The organism is Haliscomenobacter sp., from assembly GCF_041740695.1.
In the GTDB taxonomy this organism is placed as follows: Bacteria; Bacteroidota; Bacteroidia; order Chitinophagales; family Saprospiraceae; genus Haliscomenobacter.
Window position 1 is genome coordinate 1 of the sequence record NZ_JBGSLK010000143.1, and the last position, 26,626, is coordinate 26,626.

Below are 26,626 nucleotides of genomic sequence, written 5' to 3' on the forward strand. Positions count from 1 at the left end.
CAAAGAACTTATAACTTCCCATTGGGAATCAGTGATGTTGGTTGGGTACATATTTGCAAATTTTCTCCAACCAAATTACCGCTGATTCCTTTTTTCTCATTCCTCACATCTGTAAAATCTTAAATTTTTACAGGCTCTAAAGGTTTGCCAATCATGGATTCTCCAAAGTATTTCAAGAGATAAGGATTAGGAAATTGCCTTACAATATCATCTTCAAAATCTACTTTTTCTGAATTTGCAGCTAACCTTAGAATATCTAATAAATGCTTTTTTTCCCAGCGGGTTAATTTGATTTCTAAAACTTTTCCTGGGAAATCTTTGATTTTTTCAATGACATTTTTAATGTTTTTGACCCAAGAAGCATGTACTGTTAATATTAATTTAATATTACTCTGGTTATCAATTATTTGCAAAACTGAGTTTAAAAAATCTATTCCCTTCCAGTCTATATCATCTTTAAAAAGTAAAAGCACCTCATTATCAAGCAATTTTACCTCGGGAACCTGACCCAATATGTGAGATTCTAAACTGGCTATCTTCCACGGATGGTGCTGAGCTATCTCTAACACAATATCACGAAGAAAATGCGTTTTACCAGATTCGTCTTCTCCAACTATTAGTAAAACTTGTTTTTGTTTTTCTTGAAGGAAACTTTCAACCTGAGGTCGATGCTTTTCAAAGCAGGGAATTGAATTTTTAAGTAAAGAAGAATTAGTGCGCTCAAAAAAAAGCTTGGGACTAGTAAGCGTAAATGGCACATTTGTTACAAGAAAATAGCTGTCACCTACACGAAAATCACCTCCTACACTGCTAGGAGAATGCTGTACATAATTTTTAACTGGATAGATTGGCTCATCCATAAGGATAGTCTATTGAAGCTTGTAATTGATAATCAAAAAGAATCACCAACATTAATATCACCTGAAAAATCACCTTCTTTTATGCTAATAACATTTTTACGGTCGTAATGATTTTGATCGGTACTTTTATCTCCTACATTTAAGTTTATACCACTTAATTTATCGGCTTCTAAAACATTCTTCTCTTTAGGAAAAGTAGATTCTGATTTACTTAACCAAACTTCTAATTCCGTACGGAATTTTTCATCTTTTAATAAATCCTCTAAGCGACTTTCTAAACGACCTTGAGTCTTTGCATCTTCAGCATTATTTTCTAGTGATTCCATCAACTTAGGGTCTTTCATTAGAATTATAGGTTGAATCCAATCTATAAAAGCCCCAATAAACTCATCTTTGAATTTTTTGGCCTTTTTGTTTTCAGTAAATGAAGCTGTAATAAAGCCAGTTGCTGTAGAAAGTAAGTCCATAGTATTATGTTTTGAGAAAAAATTAAAAATAAGCGTTATGCAAAGTACATTTTATGCCAATTCTAACCATTAAGGAAACCCTTTCTACCCATCCAACACATCCTCATAAATATCCCTCAACGTCAGCACACACCCTATCGATTTCAACTCAAGCTGTGCATCAAGATTATTAAAACTGGTCTTCCGCCAGAGGTCAGGCTCCTCGCGATAAAACACCTGCACCTGGCATTTGTCCTGATCCAAGACAACATATTCTTTAAACGAACCTAAAGCCTGGTATTCTAGAAATTTACCACCCTGGTCATACTTGCCTGTGCTTTTCGAAAGTACTTCAAAAATTGCCAGTGGGTTGATCAGCAAGATTTGGTTATCATCCTGAAATTCCGGTTTTTCACAGACCACAACTGCATCTGGATACAGTCCCATGTTTAAGCCAGGCAGATAGATTTTTTGATTGCTACTGTAGATGCGGTATTTTTTATCCAGAGACCTGGTGGCATTTTTAAGGGCTGCGATGAGATTGACTGCTATTTCATCGTGAGGGGCTTTAGCCATAGGTTTGGTAATAATTTGACCATCGAGGTATTCATGTCGTTCCTCGGCAGCTTCCTCCATTTGCAGGTACTGCTCCAGGGTGTAAAAAGGTGGCCTTATCTTGAGCTGCTCTTCTGGAAGAGTGCTCAATTGAACAGTAGGAGTGCTTGCTGCGGCCATAGAATTTTGATAAAGTTAACTATCCTACAAAATAAACCTATTTCTCCGGGAAATGCAAACCTGCACCTTGCATCAATGCCATTAGATTTTGCACCCGTTTACAACATAACAACAAAAGCTTATTTTTAAAAAATGCGCCATACTGGGCTGTAACTATGTATATTTGCATAGTTAAAGCCCGATATAGCGCATTTTTTTTGAAAAAAAAAGACAAATTTTCTTAAATTTAGCCTTATGGTAAACAAAAAACTGATTGGTAGAAAACCTGAGCAGGCCGTTTTACAAACTGCTTTAGACTCACAAGAAGCAGAAATGGTCGCTGTCATTGGCAGACGGCGTGTTGGCAAAACTTTTTTGATAAAAAATACTTACACTGACCGTATCGCCTTTGAAGTTACTGGTGTGCAAAATGCTGAAATGGCAGAGCAATTGCAAAATTTTGCTTTCCGCATCAATCAATTTTTTTACGAAGGTGAAGCCAAATTGAAGCCTAAAAATTGGCTTGATGTTTTTCAGATGCTCATTTTAGCCTTGGAAAAGCAAAAATATGCTCAAAAAATGGTTGTTTTTTTGGACGAACTCCCCTGGTTCGATTCACGTAAATCGGGATTTTTACGCGCCCTAGGTTTTTTTTGGAACAGTTGGTGCGTTGACCAAAACATTGTTGTCGTGATTTGTGGTTCGGCGGCTTCCTGGATGATCGAACAAGTGGTGAATGATAAGGGTGGCCTGCACAATCGGATTACACGCCGCGTGGATCTGCAACCTTTCACCTTGTATGAAACCGAACAATACTTAAAAAGTCGAAACATTCGGCTTGACACCTACCAAATATTACAAGTTTATATGACCTTTGGGGGTATTCCACACTATCTTAAAGAAATACTGCCGGGCAAAAGTGCCATTGAGAACATTGGGGCAATTTGTTTTTCCCCTGCAAGCACCTTAGCCAATGAATTTCAAAATCTGTATCCTGCCCTTTTTGAAAATGCCGCCAATCACAGTGCGGTGATACGCGCCTTGTCGCAAAAATGGAAAGGCATGACGCGAAAGGAAATATTAAAAACAGCAGGGCTTCCTGATGGAGGTAATACTTCCAATGTTTTACAGGAATTGCTGTATTCCGGTTTTATCACACAATATTACCCCTACGGTAGGGCTAAACGGGAGTTGTTGTATAGGCTGACCGATGAATATTCTCTGTTCTATCTTAATTTTATTGAAAACAGCACATGGCAGGGGAATGAATGGTGGCAAACCCTGAGCCAAACAGCTAAATTTAAGAGCTGGTGTGGTTATGCTTTTGAAAATATATGCCTTAAACATATCCCACAAATCAAAAAAGCACTTGGCATATCAGGCATTTATGCAGAAGCTTCTGCCTTTGCTTGTGCGGGAAGCCAAAACGAAAAAGGCTTTCAAATTGATTTGGTACTTGACCGAAAAGACCAAAGCATCAACCTATTTGAATTTAAATTCTACAGTGCAGCCATTTCACTCGATAAATCAGATGCGGCTGCCCTGCGGGAAAGAATGGAAACATTCAGAAAAGTGAGTAAAACCCAAAAGCATATTTTTCTCTCTTTTTTAACCACTTTTGGCGTAAAAATGAATGAAAATAGCTTGGGTTTAGTGGATAATAATTTGGAAGCCAAAGTGCTGTTTGAACCTTAGTTTGTTGCATACAAACCTATTTCTCCGGGAAATGCAAGCCTGCTCTTTGCATCAATGCCATGAGATTTGGGCGTCGTTTATACCCAGCACGAATGGCTTGTACCAAAGCAACAAAGGCTTGTTTTTCCATCAATTCACGCAGCAAGATCAAGACCTCCACGACCCTCTGATAGCTGTACTCTTTGGCAATGGGCAATTCCTGGTCCAATACCTGCTTAAAAACGACTTGGGCTTCTTTGGGAAACAGCAAGAGATTGCGTTTAAAAAAATCATATTGAACAGCTTGTGGAAAGTCCTTGGAATGGCTTTTAAAAAGTTGGACTACCTCTGGTGTGCGGAAACTTTCTTCAAGGTATTGGGCAAAACTCCTGACCTGTCGCTTTTTCAACAAGGCTTCCAGTTCCGTTTGTGCCTCCGGTAGGAATTGGAGTGAAAAACTCAAACTTCGGGCACTCGCTCTTTCTTCCACATAGCGATACACCCATTTTTTTAAATCCTGATCCTGTTTTTCTTTGTGCAATAGCCCAAGCAACTTCTCATAGAGGGGTTCAGCACCGTGGGCAATATTGTAGGAGTCGTCCCAATGGTTCTTTACAGGCTGAGAAAGCCTTTGGGTCAATAACTTAATGGCTTCCTGGTTTTGCCCTTCTTGCTCGTACAAGTCAGCAAGTTCAAGGATAAAAAAAGGATCGGGCAGTTTTTTTAGCAACCGCTTTTGCTCGTTTGTATTCAAAAGGGGTTTCAAAAAAACCCAGATTTCTTTCTGTTGATCATGCCTTTGTTGAGACAATAAATCATCACCAGCGATAAATAGATTTTTTAAAATTACACCTTTTGAGTCATCTAGTTTAGGCAGTAATGTTGACAGAAAATTGTCACAGATGGTGTATTCCAAGTTTCCAAAAACCTCCAACATTTCCGAAAAACCTTCTGCGAAAAGGGGTTCAGGTAAAGTCGAAACAAACTCGGCGATATAGGCACCTAGCTCAATGCCGTCAAAAACTCCATCATTGTAGTCATCATACAGATAGCCTTCACTCTGCGCTTTGTCTATCGCTTCGACAACCTTTCGCAATAACTTGTAAATTTTTACTGGCATCAGGCTCCACAGCGGGCGAAGCGTTTCCAGGTGTTTGAGCAGTTTTTCCTCGTAAGCATCTATGTCATATTCATCAAACTCTTTGAGGATTTTTTTGACTTTCTTTTCGGCTTTTTGAAAAAGCTCCTCTTGTACATTGACACTTCCAGCTTGCAGAGCCAGGGATTTGCGCAGGGATTCTGGTGCATGTTGCAAAACCAGATTTTCTAATTCTTCCTGGCTGCGTGCTTTTACCCAGGCTTTAAAATCGAATGAAACACTACTTACTGGTTCACTAGGCGTAATGTCGATCAAGGCATTTCCAACATGATTGATTTCATCCAAATCTTCAGCTTCACGCAGGTACTGCAAAAAAGCGGCGAGGTGTTTGCAGGCTCCACCGTCGTAAGGGCAGGAACAATCACCATAGAGTCGAGCAGTGCTGGCCTCGTGTTTGATTTCTACTTCGTATTCATCAGAACCATAAATCAAAGTTTGGGCCACACCTGGAGCGTAGTCAACGTCTTCAATTTGATCAATATAATCATGAGATCGCTGTAGAATAACCGGACCAAAAATAGCGTACAAGCGTGCATCACTCAAGTTTTGAATGGCTTCAGCCAAGGTGGATTGTATAGGAAGGTGGATGAGAAATTGCATGGCGACTAATTGAGTCAGCAATATAAAAACCATTTGGTTCTCAGAAAAACAAAGTAAAATTCAAAATCCACCCTTTTTCCCCTCATTTAGTCCAAAACCTCGGCTTCACCTTCGTTCGATATACACTTTCAACACAAGGTGCACAAAGTGTCGAAGCAGTTGGAAGGGGAAGTGGATCACAAGTAAAATAGCCAGGTTTAGACGTATTGATGCGGGAAATAAAATAGCCCCCTTCTTCCAAATCCGACACCTCGAACAACCCATACACTGCCTGGTTTGAATCACTCACACATGTCAAATTGCCTTTAACAGCTGCTGGAGCAGTATCAAAAAGGCTCCCATTGTTGCTGGTCAATTGATCTACCGTGCGCCAATAGTTGTAGGCCTCTTTGGTGATAGAACGTTGTTGGATTTCGATGTAATAATCCCGTGGGCAGTAGGGAATTCGGGAGATCGGGTAGCGGGTGATGGTTTTACCATTGGTCAGTACATCCGAATAAACATTTGTACAATTAACGTAACACCGCACGATATCCCAGCAAGTTTCACAACAAGTTATACCCACCAAAGTCTCATAATTTAAACCACCCAGCGGTGTCCCATGGAATTGAAGACAATAAGAAATTTGCTCGTAATGCACCCAGTCCCAGCGGTAAAAATCCCCCTTAGTAGCAGGGTCATCCATATCCAGCAGCACCTTAAATCCTTTCACCACAGTTCCAAGGCGTGAATCATCCACAATGATTTCTTCCCTATACACTTTTTGAATGGGGGGCACTTCCCGTAGAGTTTGGGGCAGCGATTCAATCTTTCGCTGGTCTGGAGTTAAGATGTGAAGCACATAAGTTTTCCCAGGTTCACCAACAAAGTCACGATCAACTGGAAGATAGTAGCCAATCCGGGTGGGGTCGGGTTTAAAATTTTGTCGAAGTCCCTGATTATCCATGATCCATACCTGGGCGTCAAGGATGGGATAATTGAGTCCCCGAGTTGTATAGGGTGCCAGGCGTTGTACCCTTACTTCCTGCTTGCCCTTAGTGGTATTCAGAAAAGCCGAAATACTAATCCCTTCATCGAGGGTGGGTAGCTCTATGTCAACTGGTTTGATACAGGTGAACAACCCAAATGCCATTAATAAGCTCAACCAGGGCCAAAAAGGTGTCAATGTTTTGCGATCCATGTAGCTTATTGTGATCGATGTAGCTTCTAAAATAGTTGCAATACTTTTAATAGCCAAATGAATGCGTAATTGAGTCGGTCATTAAGCAAAAAATACGGCAGATTAGAACCTCAGCATCCCCAGCAACAGCTCCACCCACCTTTCATACATTTCCCCCGACGGATGCAACAAATCCTCCGCAATCAAGTCTTTTTCCTTCAATGCCTCCCGCGATATCGGCGTAATGTCGCAATACGCCACCCCATATTTTTCACTTATCTTTTTGTTGGCTGCATTAAATTCATCAATTTCCCGGCTGATGCGCCCGGCCTGGTAGCGCTGGCCAAAGGGAGTGACCCCATAATCGGGGATAGACAGAACGATCACTTTCTTTTTATCCTTACCCGCCAGCTCAATCGCCCTTTTTAGCAGGTTTTCAAATTCAAGTTTGTACTGTTCCAGGGAGCCGCCCCGGTACTGGTTGTTGACTCCGATCAACAAGGTCACCAAGTCCCAGCTAGTACCCGCCAGGTTTTCGCGATCCATGGCAGCGCTCAGCTGATCGGTCGACCAGCCGACGCGAGCGATGATTTTGGGCTTTTGAATTTTGATGCCTTTTTGCTGCAAGGCTTTGGCCAGTTGCATAGGGAAGCGTTCAGCAACGTCCACGCTGGTGCCAATGGTGTAGGAATCGCCGAGGGCGAGGTAGCGGAGGGAGTCACTAGCGGGAGTTTGGGACTGACAAGCCCAAGCCCAAAAGCAGAGTATACCGGAGGAGAGGAGTATCTTCAACATGAATTCTTTTTATTTTTTCTCAGCTGCTAAAGTGCCTCTTAGGTGTCTATGGTTTCTTAGGTGGTGAAGAAAACATGCTCTTCGCGCTTGCGCGCAAAAGTTTTTATTTGAACCACCTAAGAAACCATAGACCTGTCGATTACCCACAAATCCGCACACATTAATTGGATTCGGCTTCGCCAAATCTTTTTAACACGACGTCACGACGCAACGACGACACGACGATTAGCTACCGCTACCACCCAACGCCATGCGTTGGGGACACTCAGCGCGCAGCGCTGAGGACGTCGTGTCGTCGTTGCGTTGTGTGTCGTGTTAAAATCAAGCAGCGAAGCTGCGTCAAAAAATCTAATTTGTGGTTTTGTGGGTAATCGACAGACCATAGACACCTTAGAGGCACCTTAGGGATGATGTCACCGCATCAAAGTCACCTCCCCCTTGCGCATTTGCACCTGCCCATCAACCAGTTCCACACTCACAATATAGGTATACACCCCGGGGAGCATGTCCACCCCTTTGTAGCGCCCGTCCCAGCCTCGACGGCCTTCATTGGGCAAAAAGTCCTGATCCTCGTGGATGAGTAAGCCCCAGCGGTTGAAAATTTGGATGCGCACTACCCGCTGAATTTGATCCCGATTGGCGTGTACCACCAGCAGGTCATTGAGGCCATCTCCATTGGGCGAAAAGGCATTCGGAAGGTATAGATCAATTTGTTGGTTGAGTTTGACATTGATAAAAGCCGAGCCCAGACAACCAAAAATATCCTCCATTACGATGGTGTAGGTATCGTTTTTGAGCGCCCGAACCAAGGGTTTGAGGCAATCGGTACAACTCAGCCCCGTGGCAGGCTGCCATTTGATGCTTTTGATCAAACTCTCGGGAATATTCAGATTGGGACTGAAGGTATAATCCTGCCCCAATTCCAAAAGCACGGTAGGGTCCAACTCCACCATTTTATCAAAACGCGAGGGCATGATGAAATTTTGATTCACCATACATCCTGCCGCGTCCTGGATGCGCAAATCATATCGATCGCCGGAATTGAGTTGGCTAAACACCTGTTCGTTTTGAAAAGGGTCGCCATTGATGCTGTACAAATAGGGGGGCGTGCCACCAGAAGCCGCAAAGGAGATAAAAGGGCCGCTGAATTCCTGACAATCAAAGGTGATGGAGTCCAGAGCTGGGGGCTGGCGGACTTCTACCTCCAGATTGGTAAAACAACCTTTGGCATCGGTAATGGTTACTGCGTATTTCCCGGCAGCAAGGTTTTGAATCACCGGGCTGTTGTCGGGACTGGCATTCCAATTGAATTGATAAGGCGCAGTTCCTCCCGCCACATCGACGCGGACGGAGCCATCATTGGCCTGGTAACAACTTACCTGACGGGAGGTAGCCAAGGTTTTGAGTTGATAGTTGCGAATCTCAGCCCGGCCACTCACCCTCCCAGCACAGAGGGCATCCCGAAAATCCAACAATTCAATCCGCCCTTCCAGGTTGGTATTGATGGTGTAAGGATTGTCGAAGGTTTCGATTTTTTGTTGGGCTACCCCATTTAGCGCGTAAGTGAAGGTGTAGGGTGGAAACCCACTAAAATAGATGGGGATGGAAACGGTGTCATTGGAGCAAACTTCGCGCAAGCTGTTGAGTCGAGCTTCCGGAGGTTTGCGGCGGCGCACAATCACCTCATCATCGATGATGCGGCCACAGGCGTCTTTCAGGTTAACGCGGTAGATGGTGTCTATTTTGGCAGAGGCCCTGAATTGCGTCAAAGTATCTCCATTGCTCCATCGAATGTGATAGGGTGCTACTCCGCCACTGGGCTGCATTTGCAACAATACAGTATCTCCGATACAAGACTCCACCGTTTTTAAACCTGTATTTAAAGGAGGTGGATCTTCAATGTACAATCGAGCGGTGTCACTGATGCAGGAACAAGGAAAATCCAGTTCCAGGATGATGTCCTCCAATCCCTCATTGACCTGGTCCAGAATGGATTCAATTTTGATGGTGGTAAAAACTTTTCCACTGGGGATGGTCACTGAAGAAGGTAAGGGTTTAAAATCAGCCCCAGACTTGGCTTGACTGGCACTGGCCACCCGGATGCCGATGGTCAGGGGCAGTGTGGTTTGAGTGGGGTCTTTGCGGCTGACCATAAATTGACCTTCTCCACAGCCTTCTATGATCGTATCTTGTTGTACGCCATCACCTACGGCAAGATTGATGCTGCCGCCGATGTTGAAGCTCTCCGCTTCCAAAAAAACGGCAGAGTCAAATTGTCCGTCATTGACATCGGAAATGACCAAACGCAGGTGGTAGGTCTCGCAGGCTTTGAGTTTGAGCGTTGCAGTCATCACCTGGGTGTAACCATCGTACTGGATGTTGCCCAGGTTCGGGGAATTTGTCCAGGGAATGCCGCAGCGATCGGCATCTTCTTTGAGTTCGTTGTGGACGAAGTAATTCTGGTTGACGTTGTGGTTGATGGTGTTGATCGAAACATAATCCTTGCTCCCTGGCACCAGCGCTACATTGATGGCTTGATTGCTAAACGTACCGTTGATGCCCGGGCCACTTACAAAAAAGCCAAAAACGTCGTTGAAGTTGGAACCCACAAACTCACAATATTCTTCAGATGCAAAAACGTAGCGAAAAGTGACTACCGAATCGAGTGGTACAAAATCAAATTCAATACCTACTGCATCCTGAATTTTCAACTGGGACAATTGTTGCAGGTCAGGGTCACCGGCGAGGTCTTTAAAATCCCCACTGATGCGCCGGGAATCGTTGGGGCCTTCGCTGTTTTCGATGGGGCCAGTCGACAACATAACCCCTCGATTGATGCCGATGATGGATTGGCCATTTTCAAAATAACCAATGCCGCCACTGTTGCCAATACCCTTGATATTGAAGGTATTGCGACATGCGCCCCCTACAAATACGTCCTGAACCAGTCGCTCTACCGTATAGCGATGACTGGCGTCGATACCGGCCAAAGTGGGAGGGTACTTTGGCTCAGGATGTGGTCCGAACATTTCGATCAATACAAACGCAACAGAGGCAATGTTCCACATAATGCTGTGAATCGGTCTTTAGAATTATAATTTAGACATGCTCTTAGTCCCAATAAAGGTACGCTTTTACCGTTATTAAAATTGCAGCGTTAACATAAAGACTTTTGTCCCTCACACCTTTTTATTCCCATACTAACCTTTACAAGGTATCTTTTAAATTTTACTCCAGTACACTTAAACATCTATGACGAAAAGACTATATTTACGCTGCGTTTCTCCAGCGCTTATATAATTTTTTACTATCTTTAAGAGGCTATCTACACCCATCTACGCCCCCTTCGGCTATTGCTCACAGATTGCTCCTTGTAGCATTCTGACTATCATTGATTTACACTAAGGAAAATACATAATTGCTATCCAATGAAGCATTATTTTTACTTATGGGTGCTGTTTTGCCTTTCTTGCATTTCTACGGGCCTGGCAGCACAATATCCCGAAAACTGTGGTGACGGTACCAAAATCGCTTTGGCTGGTGGTGGTACGGAAGCCTTTACTTGCGCTAGTGACGGCAAGCCTGATCGGCTTGTATTTAAAACGGGCATTTTTTATTTGCCCTACGTTTTGTTGGTTACCGACGAACAGGACAAAATCCTGGACATTTCCCCGGTCCCCAACATCGACTTTGAAAAGTACGGCCCCGGCAATTACCGGGTGTGGGCGCTGTACTACAAGGGGCAGTTGTTGGCTCGGCCTGGCATGAACGCCAAAACCGATACTTTAGCCAATTACTGTTATGGCCTTACGGATGATTTTGTCCGGGTGGTGCATTTTATTCCTGATGGGGGGGTACTCTCTTTCAGCAACAGCGAATCACCGCATTACATTTGTGCCAATGAAAACACCGATGAGGTGTTGTTGTTAAAACCTGGCAGCGACAGCCCGGTATACCGCTATATTCTCGCCGATTCCAAAAACAAGGTCATCGAAGTTTTTACCGAGCCAAGTATTTCCCTTAAAAGTTTACCCTTGGGGGTTTTTCGTGTTTATGGTTTGTCCTATGGAGGCAGTTTAAATCCTTCGGTAGGCCAAGATGTGCTCAGTTTTGTTTTTTCCAATAGTTGTTTTGATTTGTCTGACAACTTTCTGACGGTAATCAAAACTGATCCTGATGGCGCCCGAGTGACCCTACCCGATGGGGCTACCCATACTTTTGTGTGTGGCAATTTACCCGATGTATCTAGCCGGGAAATTAAAACGACCACGGAATCTCCAGCTTTATACACTTATTTATTGACCGACGCCCAAAACATCATCTTGCAAATTCTTCCCAATGGCAAGGCAGACTTTACAGGACTACCCACGGGTGAGTACCGCATTTGGGGCTTGAGCTACATCGGTAAGTTGACGGCAGAGGTGGGTAAACCAGCTACGGGTAAACTCAGCACAGCGTGTTCGGATTTATCCGAAAATTTCATTCGAGCTACCGTTTACCTGCTGGATGCAGGTCAAATCAGTTTGATTGGCAACGATACTACCAGTACAGTTTGTATCAATGACCCTACCACCATATTCCGCACTTTTGGCTTGACGAGCAACGGTTCTGAAAAGCAACATTTTATCGTCACAGACCTGAATAACCGCATTCTGGCACTTTCGGCCAATCCGAGCATCAACTTCCGCAACATACCCGGTGAGTACAATCGGGTTTGGGGGGCTACATACATTGGCAACATTCAGGCCAAAATTGGCGATGCACTTTTTGCGGTTCCCTTTGCAGATAGTTGTTATTCCATTACGGCAAAGCCAGTCAACCTACGCAAGCGTAATCCCGACGGTGGTAGCTTGCAGTTTAGTGATGGTGGTACGGCTCAACTCTTGTGTTTTACTTCTGGGGTGCCACAAACCAAAATCATCTCCAGTACGGGTGCCGGGGGAGACAACTACGTTTACCTCATCACCGACCGCCAAAACAACGTCATCAGTCTTTTTCCCAACAATGGGCAATACAACCTGGGTGACCTGCCTGCGGGTGAATACCGCGTATATGGCCTATCTTATACGGGTAAAATTTCCTTCTCAGCGGGTTCCAATATTCGTACGGCCCGTTTTTCGGATCAGTGTTTCGATTTTTCACAAAACTTCATCACGTTTACCAAATCCATCAATGACGGAGGTCGGATTCAATTCGCTGACGGTGGTACCCGTAAAGTGTTGTGTGGCGTGAGTAAGGACAGTAGTCTAATGATCACGGCCTCTACCCTACTCGTACAAAACTACGTCTACCTGCTTACCGACACCCTCAATCGCATCATCTCCATTTCCACCAGCAATCAGGTGCGGATGTTGGGCGAACAAGAGGGCTATTTCCGCATCTATGGACTTGGTTTTTCTGGCGAGTTAATCGCCAAAGTAGGTGAAAATGCCAAGGCGGCAGAATTGTCCAGTCAATGCTGGGACCTGTCCGATAATTTTGTGCAAGTGATCAAACGCACCGTTGCTGCCGGCTCCTTAAGCCTTGCGAATCCCAGTGCTGCGTTGATTTGTTTTGGTCAAAACGCACCTGAAAGCATTGCCCTACAATTGAGCCCTGCATTTAAAGGAGATCGTTTTGCACTGATCATCACCGACACTTTGCAACGCATTGTAGCCATTAGTGATGGACAAAGTTTCCGTCCTTCGAAGAGCTTCCCCAACAGCTTCAGGGTTTATGGGGTAGCGTACACCGGTAAATTGAGCGCAACCATAGGCAACAACATTGCCAGCATCAGCAGTGATGAGTGTTTTGACCTCAGTGACAATTTCCAACGTTTCCGCTGGAATGAAGTGGACGGGGGGCAGGTCTCCTTGAGTACTGGTGCTACTTCGCGTTTGGTTTGTATCGACGCGACTGCCGATCAAATGTCCTTCCGCACTACGGGTACGGCCAGTACTTCTACTTATCGGTACTTGTTGACCGATGATCAAAACCGCCTGCTCTTGGTTTTATTGGGCAATAGCATTGACCTCAACGCGGGTCAACCGGGTAAATGCCGCATTTGGGGCCTTTCTTATTCTGGTAGTCTTTTGCTCAAAGCTGGCGATGTCATTACGGGGCTTAGCGCTTCGGATGCCTGTTTTGATTTGTCTGATAATTTTATTGCCATCACTAAGGAGCAAGTTAAAGGTGGAGTGGTGGCCTTCAGTTCGGGCAGTTCACCCAGATTTGTCTGCCGCGCTGGCAAACCCGATACCTTAAACTGGACGCGCAGGGATGCCCTGGGTAGCCAGCTGGTTTATCTGGTTACCGACGCTTTGGGCAACATCTTGCGTGTTACCGATCAAACCAGTCTGATTTTTGATGAAATTTCCCGCGATACTGCGCGCATCTATAGCATGGCTTATACCGGTACACTGACTGCGACTGTAGGGCAAAACATTAACCGTTCGGCCTTATCGGATGCCTGTTTCAATCTCTCCAATGCCATTACCGCCATCAAAACCAACCTGCAAGGTGGGCTGGTGCGCTTGAGCAATGGGCGGACGGACAACCTGCAATGCCCTTCGATGGGGGCCAGCTCAACGCTGCGCTTCCAGCGGGTGGGCAGTTTGGGTGAAAAATTTGTCTACCTCGTCACCAATGATGCCAATAAAATCATCGCAGCAACTTCTCAGGACAGTTTCAATTTTGGCAACCTCCCCGGTGGGACTTACCGGGTTTGGGGATTGGCTTATGGCGGCCAATTGTTGGCCAAAGCTGGTCAGGACATCTTTAATGACGTTTTAGCCGATGATTGCTCGGGGCTGTCCTTCAATTCCATAACCGTCAATCGTCAAATCCCCTTAGGTGGTCAGCTCAGTTTGTTGAGTGGGGGAACCAAAACTTTCGTATGCTCCAGCAATCGTCAAAAAGATTCGATCGAATGGCGTTTAGAGGGCAATCAGGAAGGTTCGATCGCTTATTTGATTACTGATACCACCAATACCATTCGGGCCATTACCCGCGAAAGTGCAACGGCACTGGATTCATTGCCCGTTGGCAGCTACCGCATCTGGGCACTGGTATTCAATGGTGAATTGTTGGCGACGATTGGGCAAAAAGCGGATCAGGAGGAACTTGCTTCTTCCTGTTTTTCCATGTCGACCAATTATCTGGAAATTGAAAAAGTGACCCCGGAAGCAGGAAGTATTGAAGCGACAGGCATTGGTGCCAATATTTGCTCCGGTGACGGGACTGCGGATGTGGCGACCATCATACGAAAAGGCACCAACAATGCCCCGCAACTCCTCCTGATCACCGACGACCAGGATCGACTCATCTCCGTTTTACCTGATACCAACAAAATTGACTTTGAAAAATTGAGTGGTTCCAAAATTCGGGTGTACGGCCTGGCTTATACCGGGAAGATCATCATTCAAACAGGTTCTTCGGTACGCGATTCAGCCATTACCGATGATTGTTTCGACTTGAGTGACAACTTCATTGCCGTACAAAAATCCTTTGTAGATGGGGCTCGGGTTTCAAGTACTGCCGTTGGAGACTCTATTTACATTTGTGCCAATGACGGGATCAATGACCCCTATACGTTTAGTAACAACTCTGCAGCTACCGAGTCTGGTTACCGTTATGTCATCACCAATGCCAGCAATTTGGTACTGAGTATCGTCACTGGCAATACCCAAAATCTGGACCTTCGCGGATTGCAAACCTTGCGGGTATACGGGGTATCTTTCTCTGGAAATTTCACGCTCATCGCTGGCAGAATCCTTCAAAACACCCCAATTTCGGATGGTTGTTACAACATTTCTGACAATTACCTTTCGGTGTTTTTGGATACTCCAGATGGTGGCCGCATCAGTGCGATCAATGACTCTACCAATCTGCGGTTTTGCCCAGGTAAAGACGGCATGACGCTGCGGATGAAGACAACCAGCCGTTCAAGGTCTGGATTTGTATACATTTTGACGACTTTGGATACCATTGTTCGCCAAATCGCCCGTACTGACCGCATTGACCTGAGTAGAGAAGCCATCGGCAATTATCTGGTTTTTGGCCTTTCTTATACGGGCCTGAACAAGATCAGATTGGGGCAAAAACTAAATTTGAAAGACTCCCTCGCCAGCAGTTGTTACGACCTGGCTGACAATGTCGTCCGCGTTGTCCGTGGAGGTGAGGTAGAAGGCAGCCGGATCAGTACCTTCGACGGAGCGAGCACCTATTATGTATGCCCTGGAGATGGACTCCCGGATGCCATCCCGATTTTCCCTCCGGAAGTCATTGTGGGAGATGATTACCGCATTGTCATTACCGACGACCGCAACCGGGTTTTGTTCCCTGACATCGAGTCGATTCTGATTGATTTTGAACGTTCACCTGCCGGAACTTACCGGATTTGGGGCATTGCACATACGGGCGAGTTCCGGGTTCAGTTTGGGCAAGATATACTCAATTCTGCCCTCAGTACCGATTGTTACGACTTGTCTGAGAACTTTATTACGGTAGTGGTTCAAGTGCCCAATGGAGGAAGCATCAGCACTTCGAATGGCGCGACGGAATTGAGCATTACCCGTGGGGACAACAAAGCGGATGTATTGCGTTTTGTGCGCAAAGACGCCGCTCCATTGCCACCCTACCGCTTCATGGTAACAGACGCTCAGAATATCATTCGCAGTATTTTGCCCGCCGACAGCCTCAATTTTGATACCCTGCCTGCGGGTATTTTCCGGGTGTGGGGACTTTCGTACAGCGGCAATCTACTGGCCAAAGCCGGGGATAATCTGGATTCAGCAGCCTTGGCGGACAATTGTTTCGATTTGTCCAGCAATTTTGTTCGGCTTACGCTGAGCAATGCATTGGGTGCGCCTACTGATCCTGAATTACAGGTGAATGAACCGTTTAAGCGGGCTACGGCTCAGCCTGATTTGCAGGTACACCTTTACCCCAATCCAAGCCAAGTTGACTTGAATATTCAGTTTGAAAACAGCAGTACAATAGCTTCTCGTGCGGCAGTGCGAATTTTGCATCCAACTGGCGCGGTCATCCGTCAACTGACTTTGGACGCAGCTCCCGGCAAAAACCAAACTTCATTGAATGTGCAGGAAATGCCAGGGGGGTGGTATTTGTTGGAAGTGGAGTTGAATGGAGTAAGGAAAGTGGTGAAGTGGACGAAGATTGAGTAAATTTGATTTATTGCGTGCGGAATCTATGTGTATTCACCCACATTCCGCACGCAATAATTTTTTGTGCTTATAAAACAAAGCGGTTTGTACCTGCTTCGATTTTAATCTTATCGAATTCGATAAGGTGTGGGGCTAGAAAGGCTTTATACATGTGTCTGGTCAAATTCAATTTCCGGCCAAATTCAACCAAAAACCTACCCGATTCTACCGCTTACCTATTCTGGGCCGCGCGGCCTCTTTTTACAGCTTAGCTTTGTGGCAGAATCAAATACCTGTATGGAATCTACCAATACCTCCCTCGAAAACAAGCAACAACTCAATTCCTGTATCCTACTGGGAGAAGGATCTTTGCCCGTATACTGCATGCAAGTGCTCCAAGAACGAGGTTGTGTCATCAAGGCTGTAGTTTCAACCGAAAAACAAGTATTGCAAGCTGCGGCTCAGTACCAAATTCCTTGTTTTGCTGCGCCAGGCTTGGTTCCAGATCTTGAAGTGGAATTTATCTTTAGTATCAACAATCCCTATATTCTCAAGCCTGAATTCATCCAAAGGGCAACGCGCATGGCCATCAATTACCATGATTCTCCATTGCCAAAGTATGCCGGATTGTACGCCACCAATCAAGCGATTTTGCACGGAGAAACCTCCCATGGCATCAGTTGGCACGAATTGACTACCACCATTGATGGAGGAGCTATTTTGGCCTCAAAAACCGTAGGAATAGGACCTAATGATACCGCATACGCACTCAACATCAAATGTTATGAAGCGGCCATGGAGGCATTCCGGGAGGCACTGCCCGGGTGGTTGAGCAATACGTTTGAGAAGCTGCCCCAAGCTGATCACGGAGGGTCTTATTATGGTCAAGCTGATCGTCCTTTTCATTTGGGGGTGATTAATTGGGCTGAATCCCCAACTACTGCACAGCAATTGATCCACGCTTGTTCGATGGAATCGCATTTGGAAAATCCCTTTTTGATGGCTTCTTTTGTCAAAGACGAACAAGTTTATTTCATCAAAGAAGCTTATACCGCGCCAGCTACCTCCAGCACAATGCCAGGTTTGGTCAGGCAAATGGGGAACTATACAACTGTTGACCTTGACGGGGGATTTCTGGTTATCGAAAAAATAGTTGCTGCTGACGGCCACGAACCTTCCGTTCAAGAGGTGCTGAAGCGTGGCGAACAATTGGAATTGCCTGCGACACCATGGTTTGAGGCAGCCAATGAGATTTTTCAAAAAACAGCCAAATACGAGAATTTCTGGAAAAATGAACTGGAAAATGCAGAGCTAGCGGAATGTACCAACCATAAACTGGGTGATAAATTGCCTGACTATGAGGGATTTATTGAGGGTGGTGGTGAACTGTTGCCCGTTATTGTTACTTTCCTTCAGCGCATTACTGGTAAATTAAAAACGACTTTCGCCTACGTTCCCACAGGAATACCTGCGGATCAGCTTTTGTTTTCAAAATGGGTGCCGCTCACCACGGAATTGGAGGGCAATGACAGCATCGAAAATGTCCTTGGCCGCGTTGCCAAAAAAATCAAAAGAGTACAAAACGCAATTACTTATCGTTCAGATCTGATGTTGCGGTATCCAACTTTGACCAGTTTGTGCGGAAAGCAACCACAGATATACATTGTGGAAGCAGGTGCAGATGTGTCGTTTTTACCCGATGCTGCACTAGTTGTACAGTTGACTCCCGCTGGAGTTTCTGTAACAGGGCTGAGTGCGGAGGCCTTCCAAGCTTTGGAATACTTCATTCAATCGGCAACAAAAAACAAGGGTGAAATATGGACAAAATTGCCTTTGATGTCTGCTGAAAGCGAGCAAGCCTGGCTCGAAGTACTCAATCAGCCAACCCATTCCCTGCCTCAAACTTCTTTGGATCCGCTTTTCCGAATTTTTGAGGTGGCTCAAATGTACCCGCAGCATACGGCCATAGTTGATCAAGGCAAAAAAAAATCTTACCAACAACTGATTCGCGATATAAAAACTACGGCAGCTTGGTTGAACGCACATGGCATTGGTGAAGGCCATATTTTGATGGTCGAAGTAGCACGTACTTATGACTATTTCAAAACTTTTTTGGCGGGCCTTTTTGTAGGTGCTACCGTTGTACCGCTGGATTTTAAATTGCCAGAAGAGCGGATCAAGTTGATCTGTACCAAAGCCAAGCCCAATGCCATCGTCTTCATTACTGAGCGCGACTTCCCGTTTGAAGATTTGATGGTATTGCACATTCAAAATGTAAAAATTGTTGAGGAGACCCCAGAATTGAAGCCATACCCTGATGCCGGTGCCTATATTCTGTTCACCAGTGGTTCTAGCGGCTTACCCAAAGGAGTGGGTATCAATCGCAAGTCACTGACAACTTTTGTAGATGCTGCTTTGGGGCTGTACAACATGAGCGCTCAGGATAAGGTCATTCAATTCGCCCACCTGGCTTTTGATACCTCTATTGAGGAAACATTTATGGCCTTGTGTTCTGGTGCAGCTTTGTACCTGCGTGAGGAGTCCTGGTTGTTGACTGATCAGTTGGCAAAGGTAATCATCGAGGAAGGCATCACCGTATTGGACTTACCAACTGCTTACTGGCGGCAATGGCTCATGAGCGATGCCTACCCTCTGGCCAATGCTTCCCAATCATTGCGCCTGACGATTATTGGTGGAGAAGCCATGTACAAAGAAGATTGGAATACCTGGAGCCAATCCAATCCGCAGCATCGCTTGATCAACAGCTACGGGCCAACGGAATGTACCGTAATTGCTTTGGCTGAGGAGATCAAAGCCTCAAAAAAAGCTGCCGACCGTATTGCGATTGGAAAACCATTGCCTGGATATTCGATTCGAATTGTTGATCAGTGGGGATCAACACTCCCGCAAGGATTGGCGGGAATTTTGCACATCATTGGAGATGCGGTGTCTTTTGGATATGTGGGGGCAGACCCTACCGACAAAGCCCATGCCTCGTTTATGAATCATATTGATCACCAAGGACGTACCATTAGAAGCCATTCTACAGGTGACACTGTAGTAGCGGCAACTGATGGTACTGTCTATTACCTCGGTCGCTTTGACCGCCAGGTGAAAATCCGTGGGTTCCGGATTGGACTAGATGAAATCAGTAGTCAGATCAAATGTATTGAAGGTGTATCTGACGCGGTAGTACAAGTCATGCATGCTTCCAACGGGACGCCCAGCCTGGCTGCCTTCGTTTTGCCTGAAAACGCTGAATGCAATTCAATAGCAATTCGAGAAAAACTGAGCACTCAGGTGCCTGAATACATGGTACCTGAAACCATCCTGATGATCGCCGAAATTCCACTGACCTCGAACGGGAAAGTAGATGCCCGAAAATTGGAAAGTTTGCTGGCGCAAACCAGAACAAACCGGGTGGAGGTACTTCAATTGCCAGAAGGGCCGGTTGAGCGTTATTTGTATGAGCTTTGGTCCAAATTGTTCAAAAGAGACAACATCAGCGTAGAAGATGATTTTTTTGAATTGGGTGGGCATTCACTATTGGCGGTGCAACTCGTGGCCAACCTCAAAAAGGAATTTGACATTGAATTCCCACTTGCCTCGCTGATCACTTACCCTACCATCCGAAAATTAGCAGAATTGGTGAACAGCAGAACAGTAGAACATTTGTGGAATGTGATGGTTCCTATTAGAACGAAGGGCAGTTTAGACCCCATTTTTTTGATTCATGGGGCTGGCCTGAATGTACTGATGTTTCAATCATTGGCGCGCTACCTCGATCCTGACCGCCCTATCTATGCCTTGCAGGCCAGGAAAATAGAACCAGGACAGAGCCGGCAATGTACCATCCCCAGCATTGCTGCCGATTACCTGCAAGAAATCAAAAAAATCCAACCCAATGGGCCTTATCATTTGTTGGGGTATTCTATTGGTGGTTTTATTGCTTTTGAAATGACCAAGCAATTGAAAGCAAATCAGGAGAAGGTAGCTTTCGCAGGTTTGGTTGACTCGTCAGCAGCTTTCGCCCAAGCATCGAAAGGATGGCCTCAACGCATGGTTGATGCGGTGCTTACCCCTGCCGCCAAGTTGATCTTTGCAGTACAAGCTTTTTTCAAGGAAGAACCACGTGAGCGTCGGCGATTCCTGATGCAGAAAAAGAACAACCTATTGGTGAGCCTTTATTCCACTTTGTCAAAATTCAAATTGGTAAAACTACCCTCCGAGGAGGCCCCTGGCAATCAGGAACGAGGAACTTACACTGTAAATACATCCACTATCGCGATGACCAAAGCACTCGCGCAATACAAACTTGAACCCATTGAAACCCGAATTGACTTGTTTAAAGCCGAAAAAGCAAGCTTCTACATCCGCGATCGGAAGCATTATGGTTGGGATCCCTACCTTCAAAATGGAATAAACGCGCATGTGGTTCCCGGGGATCACAATCACATTTTTGTGCCGCCCAACGATCAGGTCTTTGCGGAAGTATTGGAGGCTCGTCTGAATGAAATTGTGTGCACAGCACTTCAAGCATCAAAACATGGAAAGCATCAAACCCCGGTGGAAATCATTGACTAGTGCCGCAATAGCGCATTGCAGCCAGCCTTTTCTGATTTACGGCCGCCCTTACACAACGCTAACTGAGGATTTGAGGGCTTTGCTTACTGATGCAGAACGAGCTAGTGCTCAAAAAATGCCAGCAGAAGCCCGCAATACCTGGTTGTGGTGCCGAGCAACGCTGCGCAAATGTTTGGGGATAAAACTGAACACTGATCCAGCTGGGATTCAGTTTAGCTACAATGCCCAAGGCAAACCAGCACTCCATAATCAGGCGCTGCATTTCAATGTAAGCCATACCTCAAGCTCGTTCCTCGTAGGCATTGCGCAAGAACCGATCGGCGTTGACTTAGAAAGCATTCCCGAGCATATTGATGCTGTTACTGCTGATTTTGTGCTGAGCGCGCAAGAAAAGCGGTATTGCAAGAACGGCGAAAACCTGCCAGCTTTTGCCCAAATCTGGACCCTCAAAGAAGCTTTTTTGAAAGCCTCTGGATGGGGCTTGGTCGATGATTTGCCTTCCATAAATGTCGACCCTTGTACGGAAAACAACAGCATTGGCCAGAGCGGGTGGAACAGTGTTTCATTTGCGTGTCCAGGAGCGGAAATAGGTGCCTTTGTAGGAAATGGCGCAGCAAATTTAGAGTTTTTATTGGCGTGTTCCACCACCACGTAAGCAACTGAATCACATCGGACTGTTGTTTCAGTTGCTTGATTTGTTTGCGCCGATTTGAGAATAAACTTAAAATACTACCTTTACATAGGGCGCACCAGTGATTCGCCCTATGTAACCAGGTAACCATGAAACATTACATCTGTTTATTATTGGCACTGATTTTTTGGAGCAGCCCAGCCTCCGCCCAGCACCACCGCTGGATCGCCCCCTACGTCCCTCAAATCGATTCTCTCTTTTCCACTTATCAAAAAGGGAGTAACCCCGGCCTGGCCGTCGGCGTCTTGAAAGGTGGACAGTTGATGTTTTCCAAAGGATATGGTTTGGCCAATCTGGAACATGCGCTACCGTTCACCCCTAACACCGTCTCCGATATCGGCTCCCTGGCGAAACAAATCACCTGTTTTGCCATCGTACTCCTTGCACAACGCCAACAGTTAAATCTGGACGACAACATCCAAAAATATCTGCCCGAAGTGCCCAATTTTGGCCAACCCATCACCATTCGGCATTTGGTGCACCACACCAGCGGTTTGCGCGAAATTTATGGCATGTTGGAACTGGTCGGTTGGAAACAAGGCGATGCGGTACGCCAGGAAGAGGCGCTGAATTTGGTGCAACACAGCCAGGAACTCAATTTTCCTCCGGGTAGTCGCTACAGTTATTGCAATACCGCTTATATGCTGCTGGCGGAAATCATCCAAAAAGCCAGTGGAAAAAAGTTTGAAGACTGGATGCGCGAAGAAATTTTCCGCCCCCTGGGTATGAACGATACTTATGTGATGGATGTACAGGGGGAATTGTTTCCACACACTGCCGATTCTTATACCATCAGCGACCAAGACGTTTGGATCAAACTGTACGACAACAGTACCGTTATTGGCGCTGGCGGCATTTACACTACCCTACCCGATCTGGCCCGCTGGTGCAACAACTACCGCGATGGCAAAGTAGGCGGCAAGCAGGGCATCCAACAAATGTTCCAACGCGGCGTGTTGAGCAATGGGGACAGCCTCAACTACGCTTTTGGCCTGGAGACCCTACCCTACCGGGGCCTACGCCGGATTCAACACACGGGCGCAAGTGCGGGTTACCGCGCCGCTTTGTTGTACTTCCCCCAACAAGATCTATCCATTTTGGTCAAAAGTAATTTTGCCAACTTCAATAGCCAGCTTACTGGTGAACGCATTGCTGATATCCTTTTGGCCAATAGTTTTACCGAGCCTGCTCCCAGTTTAGCCATGCTCAATCGTTCGGCATCCAAAGGTTTACCCAGTCCTCCCGGACCCTTGCAGGAATATGCCGGGCAGTATTATTGTCCAGAACTGGCTACTACGTATACCTTTCAGGTTGAAGGGGATAGCTTGGTTGGCATGCACCGTTACAATGGTAAATTCAGCATTCAACATGTGGATGAAGATCGATTTAGTGGGCCTTCCTTTATGAGTACCCTACGTTTTGAACGGGATGCCAATGGAGTGATCCAGGGTTTGCGGGTTTCCAATGGTCGGGTGCTCAATTTGTGGATGAAAAAACAATAAAAAATGGACGGGGTGGCCTATACCCAGGAGCAGGCCAAACAACAGAATTATTTGCTCGTTTTTTAAACGCGTTTTAATACAATCCGCTCCCCTCCAGTATAAATGTTGAAGCCGCCATTGCGCAAAAAACCGACCAAAGTCAGGTTATGCGCCTCGGCCAATTCAACAGCCAAACTGGAGGGGGCACCTACTGCCGCCATGATCGGAATGCCCGCCATTACTGTTTTTTGAACCAACTCAAACCCGGCCCGTCCACTGACGAGCAGCAGGTTATCGCTTAGTGGGAATGCTCTTTTTTGCAGTGCCGCTCCAATTACCTTATCCAGGGCATTGTGTCGCCCTACGTCTTCGCGCAGGTACAACAAATCACCACTGCTCGAAAACAATCCAGCCGCGTGGATCCCCCCGGTGTGATTGAACAGGGATTGTTGCGGAAGTAGCGCTTCGGGTAAGCGCAGTAGCGTTTCTGGATGAATGAGTGGTTGATGAGCGGGTAGTAAAAAAGCCGACTGATTCTGCACCATCTCCAAACTGGCTTTGCCACATACGCCACAACTGGAGCTGGTGTAAAAATGACGCTGCAATCTTGCGGCATCAAATCGCGCTGCGGGATGTAGCTCTACCAAGATGCTGTTTTCTTGTGCTTCTAGACTGAGTTGCACCCCTGGATAACGCATTTGTAATACATCCTTCCGGCCTTGAATCAATCCCTCAGTGAATAAAAAACCGTACACCAAATCGAAATCCGCCCCTGGCGTGCGCATCGTTACGGCTAAATTCATTTGCAGGCGCTGACCAAGTGGGCCATAAGCCAGCTGAATTTCCAGCGGCTCTTCACTAGCCAAATGATCATTTAGCGTTTCAAAAAGGCCCTTCCGAAATTTAATGATTTGTCGTTGTTTTGTTGGAGTTTGATACATGCCTAAAGGTAATGTACTGAGCTAATGGTCAAATCAGGCTGAATGGATATTTCCCGAAAGGCAATGCGGTAATGATCTACTTTAAAATCCTCGGAATGTGAGTCGATTTGAAAAAAGCAGGAAGGCGTAAGGTGTACCAATAGATTTTTCCAGCGCACGGTGCGTTCCACATGGTAGTGCCCACAAAAGATGTCGATGTTGCCAGGATAAGCACAAAGTAGATCTTGAAGTGGCTCAAGGTCTTCCAAGGGGTGATTGTTGTCCATAAAAGGAGTACCCGCCAATAAGGGTGGATGGTGGATGAACAAGATGATATCCCCCTGAAGCTGCTGAAGTTGCTGCTGCAACCACTCCAATTGCGGCGTGTCCACTTTAGAGGTTGAAGTATCCATAAAGAGGATTGGTCGATCGCCCCAGTTGCGGTCGAAATACAATCCGTCGGGGTGGTAATCTGCTTGTCGCTGAAAAGCCTGGGTTAACAACTGAGCGTCATCATGATTGCCTCCAATGACTTCATAAGGGATGTTCAGCTGATCCACCCATTCTTTGACCCAGGCATAGATTTCCAGGTCGCCCTGGTCGTAACACAGGTCTCCTGACAATACCAGGTAATCCGGTCGGCGCTCTTGCACGGCGGCGATGATGCGGCGAAAATTTTCCCTTACATCTACAAAGTAAGTGTCTTCTCCTTCCTGTCCGATATGCAGATCGGTAATTTGAATAACTCTCATGGCCTGGGTTGTGCACCTGGGTTGATCAGGTGCTAGGTGTATCTACTCCGCAAAATAAAAATTTTACTGAAGTAGTGGGGCAAAAATAAATGTTCATTTTTCTTGAGCCAAAGGATTAGATAAGACACTTGAAATGAACCGTTTTCTCATCTAATCCTTTGGCAAAATGAACAATTTATTTTTTAACGCCCCGTAAATCCACCGCACGATCATTGATGTATTGAAACAAGGCGTACAAGGAGGCTCGTGAACGGACGGGAAGCTGTTGTATTTCGGATTTCTGCCAAGTATCTTCCAGCCAATTTTGATACTGATTCAACGTCTTCGCCGAGTAATCATCCAGGTGCTGAACCTTACGTTTCTGGCTCAATTTTTCAGCCACATTTTGCATCCATTCCGCTTGCATTCCTTGTAAATCTGTAACGATCAATTGGCGGCCTCTAGCATAATTGAGGGCAATTTTTCGGTGCAAACGTTCGGCTTGCCACCACAAAGATGTATCGGGTTTGCTGCCCGGTTGGGGCCATTCGGGCGTAAGTAAGGTTTTTCCGCCAAAGAAGAAGGGTAAATACACCGAAAGGCAAGGCATGGAGGTGCCAGTTAACCATAAAGTAGGCGTACTGCCATCCAACGGCAATTCAAAAACCATCGACCCCGTGGTTTGGCTGGGGTTGGTTGGCCCGGTTGAATGCATACAGATATTTGCAGTACCACCATGGGAAGGGTCATAGTGGTTTTCGGGCTCGTCGCCGTGTTGACGCAGGATTTGCATGGCGCTGAGGGCGTCCAGGTTTGGATGGGTTTGGATAGCTTGGGTGGAATAAGTCCGTCGCACTTTGCATTTGCTCATGCGGGTATAAAACCAATCAGAATAGGCGTTGGTAAATGAAAAGGGCTCTCCTTTTTTACTCCAGCCTCGCAATACCGCATAGTCTTCCGCGTGGGGACTGATGCGATCATAGGCTGCGTCCAAAGTAAGCCCATTGGAAATGGCGTAATGGCTCTTTATCTTTTTAGCCACCCAATGTGGCCCAGCAGTTTCAAATACCCAGGCTGTACGGCGGTCTGCAATCAAAAAACTGTTGTGGTAGAAAAAGCGGCGATTGCGGTAGCCCCCGCAAGCATCTTGCCCGTAGTCGGCCAGTAGCTGGATCATCAACTCCAGTGCTGCATCCGCAGATTCACAGCGTTCAAGGGCCAAGCGCAATAGATCCATGCCAGTCAAGCCCTGGTTTTTCTTTTGAAAACCAATCTTGGTAAATACCGCTTCATTGCCAATGACCAGGCCATGTTCATTGGCCCCCATTTCTGCTCCCCACATTTGGAAAGGTTTGGACAAAATGACCTCATGGGTAAGGGCTACCTGGGGGATTTCGATATAGGTGCAGCGTAGTTTGTTTTCAGTAGGTTCCTGGCGCGGGAACCGAACAATGGCCTGGGCTTCATTCGGTTCTCGGTCGGAGTTTTTGCCAAAAATGAGTTTATTGGACGTAATTTTGACGAAGGTATCGCACATAGTTAGGTTGATAAAACGGCCTGAAAATAATGGCTACATTATGCAGCAAATGGGTTGTAAGGACAAAAAACTGCCATACAACCCATTTTAATTAACCACGGCTTGATCAAAAGAGTTTGCTACCCTTCCTTC

At 46.0% G+C, this 26,626-nt stretch carries 15 protein-coding genes; 5 read left to right on the forward strand and 10 right to left on the reverse strand.

What is annotated here, in order from left to right; genetic code table 11:
- Nucleotides 1-119: 119 nt before the first annotated feature.
- From ACEW9O_RS29270 to ACEW9O_RS29280, 3 genes are all read right to left on the reverse strand, one after another.
- Nucleotides 120-860 (reverse strand): hypothetical protein, encoded by a 741-nt coding sequence (locus ACEW9O_RS29270; protein ID WP_373553789.1) that lies wholly within the window; start codon nucleotides 858-860, stop codon nucleotides 120-122.
- 32 nt (nucleotides 861-892) lie between these two features.
- On the reverse strand, nucleotides 893-1,327 hold the full coding sequence (locus ACEW9O_RS29275) for a hypothetical protein (RefSeq protein WP_373553790.1): 435 nt from the start codon (nucleotides 1,325-1,327) through the stop codon (nucleotides 893-895).
- Between the two features lie 84 nt (nucleotides 1,328-1,411).
- On the reverse strand, nucleotides 1,412-2,041 hold the full coding sequence (locus ACEW9O_RS29280; RefSeq protein WP_373553791.1) for a Uma2 family endonuclease: 630 nt from the start codon (nucleotides 2,039-2,041) through the stop codon (nucleotides 1,412-1,414).
- A 234-nt stretch (nucleotides 2,042-2,275) separates the two neighbouring features.
- Here ACEW9O_RS29280 and ACEW9O_RS29285 point away from each other — a divergent pair, with 234 nt between their 5' ends.
- A complete protein-coding gene (locus ACEW9O_RS29285; protein ID WP_373553792.1) occupies nucleotides 2,276-3,715 on the forward strand; it encodes an ATP-binding protein in 1,440 nt (479 codons plus the stop codon).
- Between the two features lie 16 nt (nucleotides 3,716-3,731).
- Here the strand turns inward: ACEW9O_RS29285 and ACEW9O_RS29290 are convergent, their stop codons facing one another.
- The 4 genes from ACEW9O_RS29290 to ACEW9O_RS29305 all read right to left on the reverse strand — a co-directional run bounded on the left by ACEW9O_RS29290 (nucleotide 3,732) and on the right by ACEW9O_RS29305 (nucleotide 10,475).
- Nucleotides 3,732-5,453, reverse strand: a complete 1,722-nt coding sequence (locus tag ACEW9O_RS29290) for an SWIM zinc finger domain-containing protein (protein ID WP_373553793.1) — start codon at nucleotides 5,451-5,453, stop codon at nucleotides 3,732-3,734.
- Nucleotides 5,454-5,535: 82 nt separating this feature from the next.
- Complete coding sequence (locus ACEW9O_RS29295) at nucleotides 5,536-6,633, reverse strand: DUF4249 domain-containing protein (protein ID WP_373553794.1); 1,098 nt, start codon at nucleotides 6,631-6,633, stop codon at nucleotides 5,536-5,538.
- 102 nt (nucleotides 6,634-6,735) lie between these two features.
- Nucleotides 6,736-7,407 carry an SGNH/GDSL hydrolase family protein gene (locus tag ACEW9O_RS29300; RefSeq protein WP_373553795.1) on the reverse strand — a complete coding sequence of 224 codons (672 nt, stop codon included), beginning with the start codon at nucleotides 7,405-7,407 and terminating at the stop codon, nucleotides 6,736-6,738.
- A gap of 413 nt (nucleotides 7,408-7,820) precedes the next feature.
- Nucleotides 7,821-10,475 carry a choice-of-anchor L domain-containing protein gene (locus ACEW9O_RS29305; protein ID WP_373553796.1) on the reverse strand — a complete coding sequence of 885 codons (2,655 nt, stop codon included), beginning with the start codon at nucleotides 10,473-10,475 and terminating at the stop codon, nucleotides 7,821-7,823.
- 360 nt (nucleotides 10,476-10,835) lie between these two features.
- Between ACEW9O_RS29305 and ACEW9O_RS29310 the strand changes: the two genes are divergently transcribed.
- From ACEW9O_RS29310 to ACEW9O_RS29325, 4 genes are all read left to right on the forward strand, one after another.
- A complete protein-coding gene (locus tag ACEW9O_RS29310; RefSeq protein WP_373553797.1) occupies nucleotides 10,836-16,571 on the forward strand; it encodes a T9SS type A sorting domain-containing protein in 5,736 nt (1,911 codons plus the stop codon).
- 276 nt (nucleotides 16,572-16,847) lie between these two features.
- Nucleotides 16,848-21,134: an alpha/beta fold hydrolase gene (locus ACEW9O_RS29315; RefSeq protein ID WP_373553798.1), complete on the forward strand. Its 4,287-nt coding sequence runs from the start codon at nucleotides 16,848-16,850 to the stop codon at nucleotides 21,132-21,134.
- Nucleotides 21,097-21,789 (forward strand): 4'-phosphopantetheinyl transferase superfamily protein, encoded by a 693-nt coding sequence (locus ACEW9O_RS29320; protein WP_373553799.1) that lies wholly within the window; start codon nucleotides 21,097-21,099, stop codon nucleotides 21,787-21,789. The genes ACEW9O_RS29315 and ACEW9O_RS29320 overlap by 38 nt, the downstream gene beginning before the upstream one ends.
- 125 nt (nucleotides 21,790-21,914) lie before the next feature.
- A complete protein-coding gene (locus ACEW9O_RS29325) occupies nucleotides 21,915-23,327 on the forward strand; it encodes a serine hydrolase domain-containing protein (RefSeq protein ID WP_373553800.1) in 1,413 nt (470 codons plus the stop codon).
- Between the two features lie 62 nt (nucleotides 23,328-23,389).
- Here ACEW9O_RS29325 and fdhD read toward each other — a convergent pair whose 3' ends face one another.
- From fdhD to ACEW9O_RS29340, 3 genes are all read right to left on the reverse strand, one after another.
- Nucleotides 23,390-24,247, reverse strand: coding sequence for a formate dehydrogenase accessory sulfurtransferase FdhD (gene fdhD / locus ACEW9O_RS29330; protein ID WP_373553801.1), 858 nt, complete (start codon nucleotides 24,245-24,247; stop codon nucleotides 23,390-23,392).
- Nucleotides 24,248-24,249: 2 nt separating this feature from the next.
- Nucleotides 24,250-24,978, reverse strand: a complete 729-nt coding sequence (locus ACEW9O_RS29335; RefSeq protein ID WP_373553802.1) for a metallophosphoesterase — start codon at nucleotides 24,976-24,978, stop codon at nucleotides 24,250-24,252.
- Between the two features lie 175 nt (nucleotides 24,979-25,153).
- A complete protein-coding gene (locus ACEW9O_RS29340) occupies nucleotides 25,154-26,494 on the reverse strand; it encodes a carcinine hydrolase/isopenicillin-N N-acyltransferase family protein (protein ID WP_373553803.1) in 1,341 nt (446 codons plus the stop codon).
- Nucleotides 26,495-26,626: the final 132 nt, after the last annotated feature.